At 67.0% G+C, this 16,764-nt stretch carries 15 protein-coding genes and 1 riboswitch; of the genes, 11 read left to right on the plus strand and 4 right to left on the minus strand.

Going from position 1 to position 16,764, the window contains the following annotated elements; translation table 11 throughout:
- Positions 1–7: 7 nt before the first annotated feature.
- The 3 genes from sdhA to sdhC are packed head-to-tail and all read right to left on the minus strand — an operon-like array spanning position 8 to position 2,630.
- Complete coding sequence (gene sdhA / locus ACK5NO_RS09160) at positions 8–1,777, minus strand: succinate dehydrogenase flavoprotein subunit (RefSeq protein WP_416812366.1); 1,770 nt, start codon at positions 1,775–1,777, stop codon at positions 8–10.
- Positions 1,774–2,253, minus strand: coding sequence for a succinate dehydrogenase hydrophobic membrane anchor subunit (locus tag ACK5NO_RS09165; RefSeq protein WP_416812367.1), 480 nt, complete (start codon positions 2,251–2,253; stop codon positions 1,774–1,776). The genes sdhA and ACK5NO_RS09165 overlap by 4 nt, the downstream gene beginning before the upstream one ends.
- Entirely contained in the window at positions 2,253–2,630 is a 378-nt protein-coding gene (gene sdhC / locus ACK5NO_RS09170) for a succinate dehydrogenase, cytochrome b556 subunit (RefSeq protein ID WP_416812368.1), read from the minus strand. Before sdhC ends, ACK5NO_RS09165 begins: the two co-directional genes overlap by 1 nt.
- Positions 2,631–2,683: 53 nt before the next feature.
- Between sdhC and ACK5NO_RS09175 the strand changes: the two genes are divergently transcribed.
- From ACK5NO_RS09175 to ACK5NO_RS09215, 9 genes are all read left to right on the plus strand, one after another.
- Positions 2,684–3,766 carry a mannose-1-phosphate guanylyltransferase gene (locus tag ACK5NO_RS09175; RefSeq protein WP_416812369.1) on the plus strand — a complete coding sequence of 361 codons (1,083 nt, stop codon included), beginning with the start codon at positions 2,684–2,686 and terminating at the stop codon, positions 3,764–3,766.
- A gap of 149 nt (positions 3,767–3,915) precedes the next feature.
- Positions 3,916–5,004, plus strand: a complete 1,089-nt coding sequence (locus ACK5NO_RS09180; protein ID WP_416812370.1) for a BMP family lipoprotein — start codon at positions 3,916–3,918, stop codon at positions 5,002–5,004.
- Positions 5,005–5,147: 143 nt separating this feature from the next.
- On the plus strand, positions 5,148–6,665 hold the full coding sequence (locus tag ACK5NO_RS09185) for an ABC transporter ATP-binding protein (protein WP_416812371.1): 1,518 nt from the start codon (positions 5,148–5,150) through the stop codon (positions 6,663–6,665).
- Positions 6,662–7,885, plus strand: a complete 1,224-nt coding sequence (locus ACK5NO_RS09190; protein ID WP_416812372.1) for an ABC transporter permease — start codon at positions 6,662–6,664, stop codon at positions 7,883–7,885. Before ACK5NO_RS09185 ends, ACK5NO_RS09190 begins: the two co-directional genes overlap by 4 nt.
- On the plus strand, positions 7,882–9,177 hold the full coding sequence (locus ACK5NO_RS09195; protein ID WP_416812373.1) for an ABC transporter permease: 1,296 nt from the start codon (positions 7,882–7,884) through the stop codon (positions 9,175–9,177). Before ACK5NO_RS09190 ends, ACK5NO_RS09195 begins: the two co-directional genes overlap by 4 nt.
- Positions 9,178–9,185: 8 nt before the next feature.
- A complete protein-coding gene (locus ACK5NO_RS09200) occupies positions 9,186–9,587 on the plus strand; it encodes a cytidine deaminase (protein WP_416812374.1) in 402 nt (133 codons plus the stop codon).
- Positions 9,584–10,891, plus strand: a complete 1,308-nt coding sequence (locus tag ACK5NO_RS09205; protein WP_416812375.1) for a thymidine phosphorylase — start codon at positions 9,584–9,586, stop codon at positions 10,889–10,891. Before ACK5NO_RS09200 ends, ACK5NO_RS09205 begins: the two co-directional genes overlap by 4 nt.
- Positions 10,892–10,901: 10 nt before the next feature.
- Positions 10,902–11,918 carry a hypothetical protein gene (locus ACK5NO_RS09210; protein ID WP_416812376.1) on the plus strand — a complete coding sequence of 339 codons (1,017 nt, stop codon included), beginning with the start codon at positions 10,902–10,904 and terminating at the stop codon, positions 11,916–11,918.
- A 59-nt stretch (positions 11,919–11,977) separates the two neighbouring features.
- Entirely contained in the window at positions 11,978–13,045 is a 1,068-nt protein-coding gene (locus ACK5NO_RS09215; RefSeq protein ID WP_416812377.1) for an adenosine deaminase, read from the plus strand.
- Between the two features lie 53 nt (positions 13,046–13,098).
- Here the strand turns inward: ACK5NO_RS09215 and ACK5NO_RS09220 are convergent, their stop codons facing one another.
- Positions 13,099–13,413: a DMT family transporter gene (locus ACK5NO_RS09220; RefSeq protein WP_416812378.1), complete on the minus strand. Its 315-nt coding sequence runs from the start codon at positions 13,411–13,413 to the stop codon at positions 13,099–13,101.
- A 10-nt stretch (positions 13,414–13,423) separates the two neighbouring features.
- Positions 13,424–13,487, minus strand: a riboswitch (guanidine-III (ykkC-III) riboswitch).
- Positions 13,488–13,577: 90 nt separating this feature from the next.
- Here ACK5NO_RS09220 and deoC point away from each other — a divergent pair.
- Together deoC and ACK5NO_RS09230 are read left to right on the plus strand one after the other, a co-directional pair.
- A complete protein-coding gene (deoC, locus tag ACK5NO_RS09225) occupies positions 13,578–14,249 on the plus strand; it encodes a deoxyribose-phosphate aldolase (protein WP_416812379.1) in 672 nt (223 codons plus the stop codon).
- A 144-nt stretch (positions 14,250–14,393) separates the two neighbouring features.
- A complete protein-coding gene (locus tag ACK5NO_RS09230) occupies positions 14,394–16,754 on the plus strand; it encodes an ATP-binding cassette domain-containing protein (protein ID WP_416812380.1) in 2,361 nt (786 codons plus the stop codon).
- The last annotated feature ends 10 nt before the right edge of the window (positions 16,755–16,764 follow it).

The raw sequence follows: 16,764 nt of genomic DNA on the forward strand, positions 1-16,764 counted from the left end.
ATCCCTCCTAGTACTTGCGTTCCATGGGCTGGTACTTGGTCACCACGACGGGCTTCCAGTCCAGGCGTATGCCGTCGGCCGTCGAGTAGGCCATGGTGTGCTTCATGAACTTCTCATCATCGCGCGTGGGGAAGTCCTCGCGGTAGTGGCCGCCGCGGCTTTCCTCGCGGCGGGCGGCGCCCGCGATGACGACCTCGGCCAGTTCGAGCAGGAAGGCCAGTTCGACGGCCTCGAGCAGGTCCGTGTTGAACCGCGTGCCACGGTCGTGGATGGCGACGGACTCGAACCGCGCCCGCAGCTCCTTGACCACTCCAGCGGCCTCATCAAGCGAGTCCCCGGTGCGGAACACCTGGACGTTGCGGTCCATGGTTTCCTGGAGCTCCTTGCGGATCTGGGCGACGCGTTCGGTCTTGTCGCTCCCGACCGTCTCCCGCAGCGAGGCGACGATGGATTCCACCCGAGCCGACGCATCGGCCGCAAGGGTGGGAGCGGTCTCGACGGTGGCCGCGTACTCGGCGGCAGCAATGCCGGCGCGACGCCCAAAGACGTTGATGTCGAGCAGCGAGTTGGTGCCCAGGCGGTTGGCGCCGTGGACGGACACACACGCACACTCGCCCGCGGCGTACAGGCCCTTGACCACGTCGGTGTTGTTGCGCAGCACTTCGCCCTGCACCGTAGTGGGGATGCCGCCCATCGCGTAGTGCGCGGTGGGGTACACGGGGACGGGCTCCGTGTACGGCTCGACGCCCAGGTACGTGCGGGCGAACTCCGTGATGTCGGGCAGCTTCTCGTCAATGTGCTTGGGCTCAAGGTGTGTGAGGTCAAGCAGGACGTAGTCCTGGTGAGGGCCGCAGCCGCGACCCTCGCGCACCTCGTTGGCCATCGCACGCGCCACCATGTCTCGCGGCGCGAGGTCCTTGATGGTGGGGGCGTAACGCTCCATGAAGCGCTCGCCGTCGGAGTTGCGCAGGATGCCACCCTCGCCGCGGGCCGCCTCGGACAGCAGGATGCCAAGGCCCGCCAGGCCTGTCGGGTGGAACTGGAAGAACTCCATGTCCTCGAGCGGCAGGCCGGCGCGCAGCGCGATCGCCATGCCGTCACCCGTCAGCGTGTGCGCGTTGGACGTGGTCTTGAAGACCTTGCCCGCACCACCAGTGGCGAAAATGACCGACTTGGCCCGGAAGGTGTGGATCTCTCCGGTCGACAGCTGATAGGCCACCACGCCGGTCACCGAGACCTCGTCACCGTCTGCCGCCGCCTGGGGGTCGCCGTCGAGCAGCAGGTCGAGCACGTAGAACTCGTTGAAGAACTCCACCTCTTGCTTGATGCACTGTTGGTAGAGGGTCTGCAGAATCATGTGACCGGTGCGGTCAGCGGCGTAGCAGGCGCGACGCACGGCGGCCTCGCCGTGGTTGCGGGTGTGACCGCCAAAGCGGCGCTGGTCGACCGTGCCCGCGGTGGTGCGGTTGAACGGCAAGCCCATCTTCTCGAGGTCCAGGACCGCGTCGATCGCCTCGTTGCACAGGATCTCGGCCGCGTCCTGGTCTACCAGGTAGTCGCCACCCTTGACGGTGTCGAAGGTGTGCCATTCGGCGTTGTCGTCCTCGACGTTGGCCAGGGCCGCGGCCATGCCGCCCTGCGCCGCACCCGTGTGGGAGCGCGTGGGGTAGAGCTTGGTCAGCACCGCGGTACGCGCACGCTGGGAGCTCTCGAGCGCGGCACGCATGCCTGCGCCACCGGCTCCTACGATGACGACGTCGTACTCGTGCTCGGTCATGGGACCACACCTTCACAGAAACTCGGGACGCCGTGCAGCAACTCGCCTGCGGCGTCGACGGGACAGGGATCAAACGTGAAGATCACGAGCGATCCCAACACGATGATGATGATCATCGACAAACGCAAAGCCCAGTGAAGCACGGACTTGAGGAACGGCCGGGTCGCGTAGTCGTTGACGATCATGCGCATGCCGTTGGTGCCGTGTGCCATCGCGAGCACCAGCATGGTCAAGTCCCACACGCGCCACAGCGGATGAGCCCACTTGCCCGCGACAAAGGCGAAGTCGATCTGGCTCACGCCGTCGCCCGTCAGCAGGTTGATGAACAGGTGGGTGAAGATCAGCACGATCAGGATCACGCCGGAGACGCGCTGGAAGATCCACGACCACCGCTCCGCGCGACCGAGGGTGCGCAGGTTGGCGGGGCGTTTGCGAGGCGCGGGCAGCTGGGATGCGGGCAGGTCAGCGGCGGTCATCAGTGGCCGCCCCCAAACACGAAGCCCAGATGGCGGGGCAGGAACCCGGCCATCATGATCGCGAAGATGCCCCACACGACCCACACGAGCAGGCGCTGGTGACGCAAAGCCCAGGTCCAACGGTCGACCGCGATGATCCGCAGGCCGTTGACGGCGTGCAAGATGATGGCCGCCACCAGACCGGCTTCGATGAGCCCGTAGATCGGGGTCTTGTAGGAGCCGATGACCTCGTTGTAAGCCTCGGGGGAGATGCGCACGAGCGACGTGTCGAGCACGTGCACTACCAGGAAGAAGAAGATTGCCACGCCGGTCGCGCGATGCACGACCCACATCCACATGCCTTCACGGCCTCGGTACAGGGTAGGTGCGGGGGACACGGATTCTCCTTTGAGTTGCCTACCAGCGGCGTGACCATCCTAATGTGGTCACCGTGACCTCAGAATCCATCCTCGCCGCACGCATCGATGACTTCTATCCCGTGATTCCGGCCGGGGGAGTGGGCTCGCGGCTGTGGCCCATGTCGCGTCCCGAGCGACCCAAGTTCCTGATCGACTTGTTGGGCACGGGATCGACGCTCATCCAGGACACCGTCGCCCGCCTAGAACCGCTCGGGGCCGAGGTGATGATCGTCACCGGCGCGCGCCACGCCGATGCGGTCGCTGAGCAGGTGCCGCAGGTGCCGGCTGGCAACGTGGTCGCCGAGCCCTCGCCGCGCGATTCGATGGCTGCCATCGCGCTCGCGGCCGCGATCATCGAGGCCCGCCACGGGGAACAGATCATGGGCTCGTTTGCGGCTGACCACGTCATTCCCGACGGGGAGGCCTTCCGGGCGGTGGTGGTGACCGCCATCCAGGCGGCCCGCACCGGCAAGGTTGTCACGATCGGCATTGAGCCCACCGAACCGTCGAGCGCCTTCGGATACATCCAGGCGGGCGAGCCGCTCGCGGATGCACCCGGCGCTTTCGCTGTGGAGGCGTTCACGGAGAAGCCCGACCCTGACACCGCCGCCGCGATGCTCGCCCAGGGTGGCTATGCGTGGAACGCGGGCATGTTCGTGGTCTCGACGAGTGTGCTCCTGGGGCACCTCGCTCGCCTCCAGCCCATGCTCGAAGCGGGCGTGCGGGCCATCGCCGCAGCGTGGGATGACCCCGGAAGGGACGATGCGCTGGCGGAGTATTGGCCCACCCTCACCAAGATCGCGATCGACCACGCGATCGCCGAGCCCGTCGCCGCCGCAGGCGGCGTCGCGATGGTGCCGGGCCCCTTCTCGTGGCACGACGTGGGCGACTTTGACTCTCTTGCCACCCTGCTGACGCCTGACGCAGATGGGGTGACGCGCATCGGCCGTGTGCCTGCTGTCAGTGCCGTCGATTCCCCTGGTCTGACCGTGATCGGCGGCTCTAAGCCGCTTGCGGTGGTGGGGATCGCCGACGCGGTCGTCGTCGAGACGGACGAGGCGATTCTCATCACCAGTCGTACCGCCGCGCAGCGTGTCAAGGACGTGGATCTGTAACGCATCTCACATTCCCGCACAAATGATGCTGTTTCGTTGCGAAGCCGCAACCTACGTGCGAAAACCCGTAACAAACCGTGCGTAGCATTGTGGGAACGCACACGCCTGGCGTATCCATCAGGCTCGACCCTTGTGAGGTGTCAACACCAATGAAGACCACGATTCGCCTTGGCGCTGTTGCGGCCGCTTCGGCGCTGCTGCTCGCAGCTTGCGCGTCCGCTCCTGAGGAAGATCCCGCAGCGACCGACGGCACCAACACCGCCACCGAGACCGAGACCCCTGCGGAGTCCGTCGACTTCAAGGCCTGCATGGTGTCCGACTCGGGCGGCTTCGACGACAAGTCGTTCAACCAGTCCGCCTACGAGGGCCTGAAGCGTGCGGAGTCGGAGCTCGGTATCGAGATCGCGACCGCCGAGTCGACCTCCAACTCTGACTTTGGCCCCAACCTCGAAGTGCAGGTCGACGCCGGCTGTGACCTCATCATCACGGTGGGCTTCCTGCTGAGCACCGCGACCGTCGAGTCGGCCCTGGCCAACCCCGACGTGCACTACGCGATCATCGACGACCTTGCTGACAACAACTACGACGGCGAGATCGACGCTCCGAACATCAAGCCCATCACCTTTGAGACGGACGAGGCGGCGTTCCTCGCCGGCTACGCGGCCGCATCGGCCACGGGCTCTGGCACCGTTGGCACGTTCGGTGGCATGGACATCCCGTCCGTGACCATCTTCATGGACGGCTACCAGGCCGGTGTCGACTACTACAACGAGCAGAACGGCGGCGACGTCTCGGTGCTCGGTATGACCTCGTTCTCCGAGTCCTTCGAGGACCAGACCGCAGGCAAGAACCTCACCCAGGGTCAGCTTGACCAGGGTGCGGACATCATCATGCCCGTGGCCGGACCCGTGGGCCTTGGTGCCGCTGCTGCGATCCAGGCCGCTGGCGACTCGTGGCTGATCGGTGTGGACTCCGACTGGACCCTGACCGCTCCTGACTACGCCGACATCGTCTTCACGTCGGTGCTCAAGAACATCGCCAACTCGGTGTTCGACACCATCAAGACCACCATCACCGACGGCTTCTCGACCGACCCCTACGTGGGCACGCTCGAGAACGAGGGTGTGGGTGTGGCCGACTTCGCCGAGGGCACCGTCTCCGACGACGTCCTCGCGGAGCTCGACACGATCAAGGCGGGCATCATCGCCGGTGACATCGAGGCCTCGGCCGCCGAGTAGTCACTCGTCATCTAGCAGTACCAAGCATTGCCGGGGGCTTGTCCCCCACCAGGGGAGGGGGCGTGCCGCGTGGACGCGGTGCGCCCCCTCTGCTTGACTTGAGAGACGGCCGCGCCAATGACGGCGCTGGAAGGGACGATGTCGTGAAACTGGAGCTGCAGGGGATCACCAAGAAGTTCGGAGACTTCACGGCGAACGACTCGATTGACCTCCTCGTTGAGGAGGGGACAGTCCACGCGCTGCTGGGAGAGAACGGCGCGGGCAAGTCGACGCTCATGAATGTGCTGTTCGGCCTGTATGACGCCGACGGCGGCCAAATTCTGCTCGACGATGAGCCCGTGGTGTTTGCCGGGCCCGGCGACGCCATGGCGGCCGGCATCGGCATGGTCCACCAGCACTTCATGCTGGTCCCGGTCTTCACCGTGGCGGAGTCGGTGATGCTCGGTCACGAAGAGGTGACCGGCCCGGCCAAAATGCTCGACCTGGGCGCCGCTCGTGCCAAGGTCATGGAGATCTCTGACCGCTTTGGCTTCCACATCGATCCCGATGCAGTGATCGAGGACCTGTCGGTGGGTGCGCAGCAGCGTGTCGAGATCATCAAGGCGCTGTCGCGCGACGCCAAGGTTCTCATCCTCGATGAGCCCACCGCCGTGCTCACGCCGCAAGAGACGGACGAACTGCTGACCATCATTGGTCAGTTGCGTGATGCCGGTACCGCAGTGGTGCTCATCACTCACAAGCTTCGCGAGGTCAAGGCCATCGCGGACAAGATCACCGTGATTCGCCGCGGCAAGGTCGTGGGCACCGCCGAACCTACGGACTCGCAAGAACAGCTCGCCTCGCTCATGGTGGGACGCGACGTGTCGATGACCGTGTCCAAGGACGACGCCACCCCCGGCGAGCCGATGCTGCGGGTCGAAGGCCTGTCCGTCGTGGATCCCGCGACCTCGATCAAGCACCTGGACAGGGTGTCGTTCGAGCTACGCGCAGGCGAGATCCTCGCGGTGGCCGGCGTCCAGGGCAACGGCCAGACGGAACTGGCCGAGGCCATCCTCGGGATCGTGCCCGCCTCCGAGGGACGTGTGCTCCTGGACGATGCGGTGGTCACCGGGCGCTCGATCCGTCAGGTTCTCGACGCTGGCGTGGGCTTTGTTCCTGAGGACCGCACCGAGGACGGCGTGGTCGCGGACTTCACGATCACGAACAACCTGATCCTGGACCTGTACGACAAGGCGCCGTACTCGCGTGCGGGTGCGATCGACACCGGCTTCGTGGCACGCAACGCCGCCGAGCAGGTCGAGAGGTTCGACGTGCGCACCACGTCGACCGAGGCCCTGGCGGGTTCTTTGTCGGGTGGCAACCAGCAGAAGGTCGTCCTCGCTCGAGAACTCGCGCGCGACCTCAAGCTGCTGATCGCGTCCCAGCCCACCCGCGGCCTCGATGTGGGATCGATCGAGTTTGTCCACAAACGGATCATCGAAGAGCGCGACAAGGGAGCCGCGGTGCTGATCATCAGTTCCGAACTCGATGAGGTGTATGCGCTGGCAGACCGGATCGCCGTGATGTACCACGGCAAGATCGTGGACATCGTGCCCCCTGACACGGACCGCGACACGCTCGGCCTCATGATGGCCGGCGCGCACGAGGAGGAGGCGGCATGAGCGCCACGACCGAGGCTCCCGTCGAGCCCAAGCCCCAGCCGGAAAGCCCTAGCCGCGCGCGGGGTGTGCTGAGGGAGATCTGCGAGAGTTCGGCCCTGGTGGTCTTCATGGCGATCATCGCTTCGATGGTGATCGGCGCGATCCTCGTCGTCATTGCCGACGAGGATGTCCAGGAGACCGCCGCGTACTTCTTCTCGCGTCCCGCCGACACCCTGACGGCCATGTGGGACGCCATCTCAAGTGCCTACCAGGCGATGTTCCGCGGCGCGATCTTCAACACCAGCGCTGACTCGCTCGCCGCTGGTATCAAGCCGTTCACGCAGACGCTGACCATGGCGACGCCGCTCATCTTCGCGGGACTCGGGCTGGGCATCGGTTTCCGTGCGGGCCTGTTCAACATCGGTGCGCAAGGACAGATCATCATCGGTGCCGCACTTGGCGGCTGGGTGGGCTTCGCGTGGGATCTGCCCGCCGGCCTGCACCTGCTCATGGCCGTTCTCGGTTGCGCCCTCGGCGGTGCGCTGTGGGGCTTCATTCCTGGCATCCTCAAGGCCAAGACCGGTGCCCATGAGGTGATCGTCACGATCATGCTCAACTACATCGGCCTGAACCTGCTGAGCTACATGCTGTCTCTTGAGGCATTCCAGCGGGTGGGTCAGGACAACCCCAACTCGCCACCTGTGGCGGAGAGCGCGCAGTACCCCCTGATATTTGGAAGCCAGTACTCGCTCCACTGGGGCTTTGTGCTCGCTATCGCGTGCGCGGCTGGCGTGTGGTGGCTCATGGAGCGCTCGACCCTGGGCTTCGAGTTCCGTGCAGTCGGTTCTAACCCACGGGCCGCGCGCACCGCGGGCATGAACGTCGCGAAGGGCACCGTGCTGGTCATGATGATCGCCGGTGCACTCGCAGGCCTCGCCGGATCCGCCCAGGTGCTCGGCACGGAAAAGGAGCTGACGCTCGATGTGGCCGGGTCGATCGGCTTCGATGCGATTACGGTGGCGTTGCTCGGCCGTTCACGGCCGCTCGGTACGGTCTTCGCCGCGATCCTCTTTGGTGGGCTCAAGGCCTCGGGCCCCTCACTGCAGGTGCTCGCCGACCTCCCTGTTGACATCGTCTTTGTGCTTCAGGCCACGATCGTGCTCTTCATCGCGGCACCCCCGTTGGTGAGATCCATGTTCCGCTTGCCGGTCCCCGCCCACGAGAAGGAGGTGGCGGCGTGAGCGCCCCGACGATGGAACCCGTGACGCCCAGTGACTCCGCGCCCGACGAGGTCCTGCGTACCAAGTCGTGGAAGGGTCCGATCGGGCTCGCCGTGGTCGCCGCGATCTCGCTCGTGGTGTTCGGGCTGGGCACACCCACCGGAGCGGAGACGACGTTCTCCGTCGCCACGAGCACGGACTTTGTCCAGTTGCCGACACTGACCATCGCCTCGAAGCTCGCCGCGATCGTCCTGTCGGTGATCGCGCTCGCGCTGGCCGGCTACGCCGCTTACCTGGCAAACATCTACCGCAAGCCCGGCATCTGGTTGCCGATCGTGTACGGCATGGCCGTCATGGGCGCCCTGCTCACCTGGGCAGGCGCGGGCCGCGACAACACCACCATCCAGCTCACCGGTCTGCTGACCTCAGCGCTGTTCCTCGCCGTTCCGCTGATTTTCGGCGCCCTCGCGGGCACGCTGTGCGAGCGCTCCGGCATCGTCAACATCGCGATCGAGGGGCAGCTGCTCGCGGGCGCGTTCTTTGCGGCGCTCATGGCCTCGATGCTGGGCAACGCCTACGTGGGCCTGATCGCCGCACCGTTCGCTGGCGCGTTGGTCGGTTGGGTCCTCGCCAAGTTCGCCACCAAGTACTGGGTCAACCAGATCGTGGTGGGCGTGGTGCTCAACATGCTCGTCGTGGGCCTCACGGGGTTCTTCTTCTCGACGGTCATGACGGACAACCCGCAGTTCAACAAGGCCCTGGGGTTGTCTGATCTGCCCATCCCGCTGCTGTCGAAGATCCCTGTGATCGGGCCGGTGCTGTTCGACCAGAACTTGTTGGTCTACATCATGTACGCGGTCGTGATCACGTTCCAGATCATGCTGTTCAAGTCCCGCTGGGGCCTGCGTGTGCGGGCGGTGGGCGAGCACCCCAAGGCCGCCGACACCGTGGGCATCAAGGTCAACCGCACCCGCGTGCGCAACACCGTGCTCGGTGGCGCGATTGCCGGTCTGGGTGGTGCCTTCTTCACGGTCGCCTCCGGACTTGCGTTCGGCAAGGAGATGACGGCCGGTAAGGGCTATATCGCCTTGGCCGCGATGATCCTGGGCAAGTGGAGCCCCAAGGGAGCGCTGGCTGCGGCGTTGCTGTTCGGCTTTGCTGACGCGCTTCGCGTGCAACTGGGCATCATCGGCTCTGACATCCCCTCGCAGTTCCTGGCGATGTTCCCGTACCTCGCGACGATCTTTGCGGTGGCGGGCCTCGTGGGCCAGTCCCGTGCGCCCGCCGCTGAGGGTATCCCTTACAAGAAGTAGGAGTGTGCATGGCTGACATCGACTGGGAGGCCCTGCGCGCATCGGCCCGCGAGGTCTCCACCAAGGCCTACGTGCCGTACTCGAAGTTCCCCGTGGGGGCCGCAGCACTCACCGACACCGGTGAGGTGGTGGTGGGCGCCAACGTCGAGAACGCGAGCTACGGACTCACGCTGTGTGCGGAGTGCGCGCTCGTGTCCAAGCTGCACGTTGACCACGGGGGCGCGCGGCTGGTGGCATTCACGTGCGTGGACGCCAACGGCGACCTGCTGGCCCCCTGTGGGCGTTGCCGGCAGTTGCTGTTTGAGCACGGCGGGCGTGCGCTGCTCGTTGACAGCGCTGCCGGAGTCATGACGATGGACGAGTTCCTGCCCGGTGCCTTTGGGCCGGAGGATTTGGAGAAGGTGCAGTGACCGAGCGACACGACGCAGTAGACGTCATCCGGGCCAAGCGCGACGGGGCAGCCCTGTCCGACGACCAGATCGATTGGGTGGTGGACGCCTACACTCGCGGCGTGGTCGCCGACGAGCAGATGGCCTCGCTCGCGATGGCCATCTTCCAGCGCGGCATGTCTCGCGAGGAGATCGCCCGCTGGACCGCAGCGATGATCGGCACGGGCGAACGCCTGGACTTCTCCGGGCTCGGCAAGCCCACCGCGGACAAGCACTCGACCGGCGGCGTGGGTGACAAGATCACGCTTCCCCTCGCCCCGCTCGTGGCCGCGTACGGAGTCGCGGTCCCGCAGTTGTCCGGCAGGGGCCTGGGCCACACCGGAGGCACGCTCGACAAGCTCGAGTCCATCCCCGGCTGGCGCGCAGCGCTGTCGAACGAGCAGATGCACGCACAGTTGAAGGACATGGGCGCGGTCATCTGTGCAGCAGGTTCGGGCCTCGCTCCCGCCGACAAGAAGCTCTACGCTTTGCGCGACGTGACCGGAACGGTCGAGGCCATCCCGCTCATTGCATCGTCCATCATGTCCAAGAAGATTGCCGAGGGCACCGACTGCTTGGTGCTCGACGTCAAGGTGGGCTCCGGCGCCTTCATGAAGGACCTCGAGCAGGCGCGCGAACTCGCGCGCACCATGGTCGACTTGGGGACCGATGCGGGGGTGCGCACCTCCGCGCTGCTCACCGATATGTCGACGCCGCTGGGCTTGACGATTGGCAACGGACTTGAGGTCACCGAGTCGGTGGAGGTGCTCGCCGGCGGTGGGCCCACCGATGTGGTCGAACTCACCGTGGCGCTCGCACGCGAAATGCTTGCCGGTGCAGGCGTCACTGGGGTGGACCCTGCTGAGGCGCTCGCCGACGGCCGCGCCATGGACGCGTGGCGACGGATGATCTCCGCCCAGGGCGGCGACCCCGATGCGGTCATGCCCGAGGCTCCGCACATCGAGGAGGTCCGTGCCGAGTCCGACGGAGTCATCACGAGGCTCGACGCGTTGGGCGTGGGCGTGGCCGCCTGGCGACTGGGCGCGGGACGTGCGCGCAAGGAAGACCCCGTGCAGGTGTCCGCCGGAGTGACGCTTCACCGCACGCTTGGCGAGCGGGTCTCCAAGGGCGACGTCATCATGACGCTGCACACCGAGACCAAGGAGCGCATGCCGCGCGGGCTCGCCGCTCTTACGGAGGCCTGCAACGGGGCGGGAGCGGTGGAGATCGGCGACAGTGCCCCTGCGCGGCAGATCGTTCTCGACACCGTGGGCACCGCTACCTGATCATGGTGCGATGACCGGCTGGACGCTGACCTCTCTTGCCGCCTCTGCGGGCCGTCTCGTGGGCCTGCGGGGCCGGTGGGCCACTCCCTACTCGGCGGCGCATGCCGCTGGCCGCGCCCAGCGTGGCGGCACCGGTGGTGACACCGTCTTCGCTCGCGCGTATGCGCGGCGCCTCGCGGGCGCATCGGCTGCTGATGCGAAAGCCCTCGCAGCGGCCGTCGCGGAGGTGGGACAGGACTCGCAGGTGATCGTGCGCGCTGCCGCCTCGGGAGCGCCCGTGGCTGCGGTCGCGGCCCTCGCGGCGGGGTGGGGAAAGCTCCCCGCCACCGCGAAGTCGGCCATCCGCAATCCCGCTGGCACCGGAATGGGAGCCCTGCGCTACGGCGGCGTGCGGGCGCGTCAGGTGGACCAAGTCACGTGTGGCGCGGCCTCGATGGCCGTCATGCTGATGATGGGCGACCCGCTGGTGGCAGCGTGGGTGGTGACGGGGCGGAACTTCGGAGACTACCTGCCTCGTGAGGTGCTCGACGTGGTGCTGTCCGAGCATGGCGTACGCACCATCGAGGAACGGTGGGCCGGTCTTCAGCGCTCGTTGCACCGCGCGACGACCAGGGGAGCGCTGGGACCCGCGCCGTGGCCCAAGGCCTTCGGCACGCCGCCGTGGAGGGTGGACAACGAGACGCGCTTCGCGGGCGTCGCATTCCGTGGGGCCATGCTCGATGACCTCCACAAGGAATCGGTGGCGGCGGCGGTCGCGCATGCCTCGGCCGCGCTTCGGGACGGCATCCCCGTGCCGCTGTACACGGGCGGCGACTCCAGCGGCGGACTCGCCAATGTGGTGCCCCGTCACGTGGTGTTGCTCGTGGGGCGTACCTCGCATGGGTTCGCGGTCTACGAGCCCGGCACGGGCCGGGTGCTCCCGCTGGCCGAGTCGCGCCTGTATGGGCCCGGCCCGCAGGAGCCCGCCTACGGTGCGTGGAGCAGGGCGTCGTGGATGATCCTGCCCAAGCGGCGCCGAGAGAACTGAGTGCCGCGCCCTCGCCCCCGGGTTGGGCGCGTGAGGCCCCGCGCGACTAGCCTGGGCCCATGACCCTCACGCATGACGAGATCGTTGCCCTGCCCAAGGTCGTGCTTCACGACCACCTCGACGGAGGCCTTCGCCCCGCCACCCTGATCGAACTGGCCGCCGAGATCGGCCACGAGCTGCCGTCGACCGATCCGGACGAGCTCGCGAGCATCTTCGCGCAGAATGCCAATTCGGGTGACCTCGTCAAGTACCTCGAGGCCTTCGCGCACACCACCGCAGTGATGCAAAGCGAGGACAACCTGCGCCGCGTGGCCCGCGAGGCCGTGGTGGACCTCGCCGCCGACGGCGTGATCTACGCGGAACTGCGCTACGCGCCCGAGCAGCACGTCGCCGGTGGGCTTGACCTCCAGCAGGTGGTCGAGGCCGTGCAGGCCGGCATCGAAGAGGGCGTTGCCGAGGCCGCAGAGGCGGGCTACGGCATCCGCGTGGGCGCCCTGCTCGACGCCATGCGCCACTTGGACCGCTCCGACGAGATTGCGGCGCTCGCGCTGGTCAACCGAGGCACCTGCTGCGTCGGCTTCGACATCGCGGGTCCCGAGAACGGCTTCCCGGCCTCGAACCACTCCGTGGCCTTCGCCGCGCTGCGCGCCGCGCACATGCCGGTCACCATCCACGCGGGCGAGGCCGACGGCGTCGACTCCGTGAGCGACGCCCTGTTCCAGGGTGCGCGCCGCATCGGCCACGGCGTGCGGATCCACGAGGACATCGAGGGTCTTGACACCGATGAGCCGGTGCTCGGCATCGTCGCCCGCCACGTGCTCGACCAGCAGATCCCGCTCGAGGTGTGCCCCACCTCGAACGTGCAGACCGCCGCCGCGCCGTCGATCGAGGGTCACCCGATGCACGCGCTGCGTGACCTGGGCTTCGCGATCACGGTGAACACCGACAACCGCCTGGTCTCCGGCGTCTCGATGTCCGGCGAGTTCGCCGTGCTGGTCGAGGCCGGCTGGACCAAGGAAGACCTGCTCGAGGCGACCATGGCGGCCGCCTGGGGTGCCTTCCTGCCCTACGAGGAGCGCGGCGACCTGGCCGAGCTGATCCTCGAGGGCTACGGCATCGAGCTGTAAACCGCGCGCTCGTGGGCGCCTGCGTGGTGCAGGCGCCCACGAGCCACGTGTGGCTAGTGCGCGAGTTTGAGGCCCACGACGCAGCCGACGATGCCCAGGATCAAGAACACCTTGATCATCGAGAACGCCTCGGCGCCCGTGGCCATCGCGTACACGACCGTCAGCGCCGCGCCGATGCCCACCCACACCGCGTAGGCAGTGCCGACGGGCAAGCTGCGCAGCGCATAGGCCAGTCCGCCCATCGAGGCGGCCAACGCCACAAAGAAGACGACCGACGGCCACAACCGAGTGAAGCCCTCGGCCTTGCTCAGGGCGGTGGCCCAGACGGCCTCGAGGACTCCTGACGCAATGAGAATGACCCACGACATGACGCTCTCCCGTGAGACGTCTTGTCGCGTTCGCCGGGTACGTCACCTCGTCCGGGGGTCGGGAGTGACCCTCCCTCAAGGTTCGCACGCCTCAGCGTGAGCGGCAAACTTGCCCTCCACCGTAGGCTTGAGGGCAACAAGGACGATCCTCAGGAGGCACCACCATGACCCTGTCCCGCGAGCAGCTTGCCCAGTACGTGGACCACACGCTCCTCAAGCCCGAGTCGACGCCCGCAGACGTCGAAGAGTTGATTGCCGAAGGCGCCGACCTGGGCGTGTTCTCGGTGTGCGTGTCGCCGTCGATGCTGCCTCTCACCACCCCCGAGGGTCTGGCCGTCGCCACCGTGTGCGGCTTCCCCTCTGGCAAGCACCACTCGTCCATCAAGGCCGCTGAGGCTGCGCTGTCCATCGCCCAGGGTGCCGACGAGATCGACATGGTGATCGACATCGCCGCCGCCAACGAGGGTCGTTTCGACGATGTCCAGGCGGACGTTGCCGCGGTGCGCGCCGCGGTGCCCGAGGGCAAGATCCTCAAGGTCATCATCGAGTCCGCCGCCCTCACTGACGAGGCGATCGTGGGCGCTTGCCGGGCCTCCGAGGCCGCGGGGGCCGACTTTGTGAAGACCTCGACGGGCTTCCACCCGGCGGGCGGGGCTTCGGTCGAAGCCGTCCGTCTCATGGCGCAGACCGTGGGCGGTCGACTGGGCGTGAAGGCCTCGGGCGGCATCCGCACGGCAGATGCGGCGCTCGCCATGATCGAGGCTGGCGCCACTCGCTTGGGCCTGTCGGGCACTCGTGCGGTGCTCGACGGCACGGAATCGACCGACAACTACTAGTCGACTGCCCACTACTAGGAGAACGACCACTACTCACCGCCGCCGGCGCCTCCCCCCACCCCCACCCCTCACGAGTCAAATGGATCCCTTTGACTCGTGAGGGGTCGGGGGAGGCGCCGGTCGCGAGCGTCGAAGGAGTCCCCCATGACCGGCCACGCCGCAGATTCGCACGACCTGATTAGGGTCGCAGGCGCCCGCGAGAACAACCTCAAAGACGTGTGCGTCGACTTGCCCAAGCGGCGCCTGACGGTCTTCACCGGAGTCTCGGGCTCGGGCAAATCCTCGCTCGTCTTCGAGACCATCGCGGCCGAGTCGCGGCGCATGATCAACGAGACCTACTCGTCGTTCCTGCAGGGCTTCATGCCGTCGCAGTCGCGCCCGGACGTCGACGTGCTTGAGGGGCTCACGACCGCGATCATCGTGGACCAGGAGCCCATGGGCGCCAACGTGCGCTCCACCGTCGGCACGGCCACGGATGTCTTCACCATGCTGCGCATCCTGTACTCCCGGCTGGGCGACCCGTACGTGGGGCCGCCGCAAACCTTCAGCTTCAACGTTGCGTCGTCGACGGGGTCGGGCTCCGCCACGGTCACGCGCAAGGACGGCACCGTCGCGCGGGAACACCGCGAGTACTCGATGACCGGCGGCATGTGCGTGCGCTGCGAGGGCACGGGTCGTATCTCGGAGCTAGACCTCAGCCAGATCATCGATGAGTCAAAGTCGCTCGCCGATGGTGCGATCACCATCCCCGGCTACACGGCCGACGGCTGGGCGGTGCGCGCCTACTCCGAGTCGGGCTTCTTCGACCCCGCCAAGCCGGTAGGCCAGTACTCCAAGCGTGAGCGCGATGATCTGCTCTACAAGGAGCCCACCAAGGTCAAGGTCTCGGGCATCAACATGACCTACGAGGGCCTGATCCCCAAGATCACCAAGTCGATCCTGTCCAAGGACCCCGACGCCATGCAGCCTCACATCAGGGGCTTCGTCGACCGCGCCGTGACCTTCGCCGTGTGCCCCGACTGCGAGGGAACGCGGCTGAGCGAACTGGCGCGCTCGTCACGCATCGCTGGCAAGGGCATTCACGAGCTCGCCGCGATGCAGATCAGCGACCTTGCCGACTGGATGCGCGACCTCGACGCGCCGACGGTCGCGCCGCTGCTGATCTCCTTGCGCGACACCCTCGACAGCTTTGTCGAGATCGGACTCGGGTATCTCTCGCTCGACCGTGCCGCGGGCACCTTGTCCGGCGGCGAGGCGCAGCGCACCAAGATGATCCGCCACCTGGGCTCTGCGCTCACCGACATCACGTACGTGTTCGACGAGCCCACGGTGGGGCTGCATCCGCACGACATCGCCCGCATGAACCGCCTGCTCGAACGCCTGAGGGACAAGGGCAACACGGTGCTCGTGGTCGAGCACAAGCCCGAGGCCATCGCCATCGCCGACCACGTGGTTGACCTGGGCCCGGGTGCTGGCAGGGCGGGCGGCGAGATCTGCTTCGAGGGCACTGTCGAGGGCTTGCGGGCCTCCGACACCCTCACCGGTCGCCACCTGGGCTATCGGGCGACGCTCAAGCCAGAGGTGAGGGGCCCATCGGGCGTCATCGAGATCCGTGGCGCGAACGCGAACAATCTTCAGGACGTCGACGTCGACGTCCCGCTGGGAGTCCTCACCGTGGTGACGGGCGTCGCTGGCTCTGGCAAGAGTTCGCTCATCCACGGGGCCCTCCCGGCCGATGCGGGGGTCGTCACGGTGGATCAGTCACCTATTCGTGGTTCCCGTCGCTCCAACCCCGCGACGTACACGGGCGCGCTCGAGCCGATTCGCAAGGCGTTCGCGAAGGCCAATGGCGTCAAGCCCGCCCTGTTTAGCGCCAACTCGGAAGGCGGCTGCCCCGCGTGCAAGGGAGCGGGCCTGATCTTCACCGAACTGGGCGTCATGGAGACCGTCGAGTCCAGGTGCGAAGCCTGTGAGGGGCGCCGCTTTAAGGACGAGGTTCTCGAGTACACCCTGGCCGGGGCCTCGATCGCCGATGTGCTCGAGATGCCCGTCGCGGCCGCCCACGAGTTCTTCACCGAGGGCGAGGCGAAGAACCCCGCCGCCGCCGCGATGCTCGGACACATGGTCGCGGTGGGGCTGGGTTACTTGGTGCTGGGTCAGCCGCTCACGACCCTGTCCGGCGGCGAACGCCAGCGCCTGAAGCTTGCGACGCACATGGGGGACAAGGGCGGCGTCTTTGTGCTCGACGAGCCCACCACCGGACTGCACCTCGCGGATGTTGCACAGTTGCTCGCGTTGCTGGACTCGCTCGTCGAGTCGGGCAAGACCGTCATCGTGATCGAACACCATCAGGCTGTCATGGCCCATGCCGACTGGATCATCGACCTCGGTCCCGGCGCCGGTCACGACGGCGGGCGAGTGGTGTTCGAGGGAACGCCTGCGGCCTTGGTGGCGGACGCCTCGACGCTGACGGGGCACCACCTCGCGGCCTACGTCGGTACCTGAGAGCCTGCCA

The organism is Demequina sp., from assembly GCF_047975725.1.
GTDB lineage: Bacteria > Actinomycetota > Actinomycetes > Actinomycetales > Demequinaceae > Demequina.